The organism is Pseudomonas sp. SIMBA_068, assembly GCF_046534705.1.
GTDB lineage: Bacteria > Pseudomonadota > Gammaproteobacteria > Pseudomonadales > Pseudomonadaceae > Aquipseudomonas > Aquipseudomonas putida.
Genome location: NZ_JAWRYI010001524.1, coordinates 1 through 239, shown reverse-complemented (window position 1 = coordinate 239; position 239 = coordinate 1). Strand labels below are relative to the sequence as shown.

Below are 239 nucleotides of genomic sequence, written 5' to 3'. Positions count from 1 at the left end.
CACAGACTTGTCGACTTCAGGTTGCGCCTTGGCTTCGCGCTCTACCGAGCCTTGGTCCGCTTCCGTATCCTCCGCCGCCACCGGCGCCTGCATCACATCCTGCACCGTCTGCTCATCGACCCGTGGGTCGAGCGCTGCCGACAACGGCGAACCGGCCGCCGGCATTGCCACGTGGCCCAGCGGCGCGTCCTGCACCTGGTGCAGCCCGGTGACCGCTTTCGGCCGAATGCGCCACACCA

1 pseudogene is annotated in these 239 nt (G+C 68.2%); it reads right to left on the bottom strand.

The window, feature by feature from the left end:
* Window positions 1–239, bottom strand: a pseudogene (locus SB756_RS34770) (MFS transporter); the annotation flags it as partial.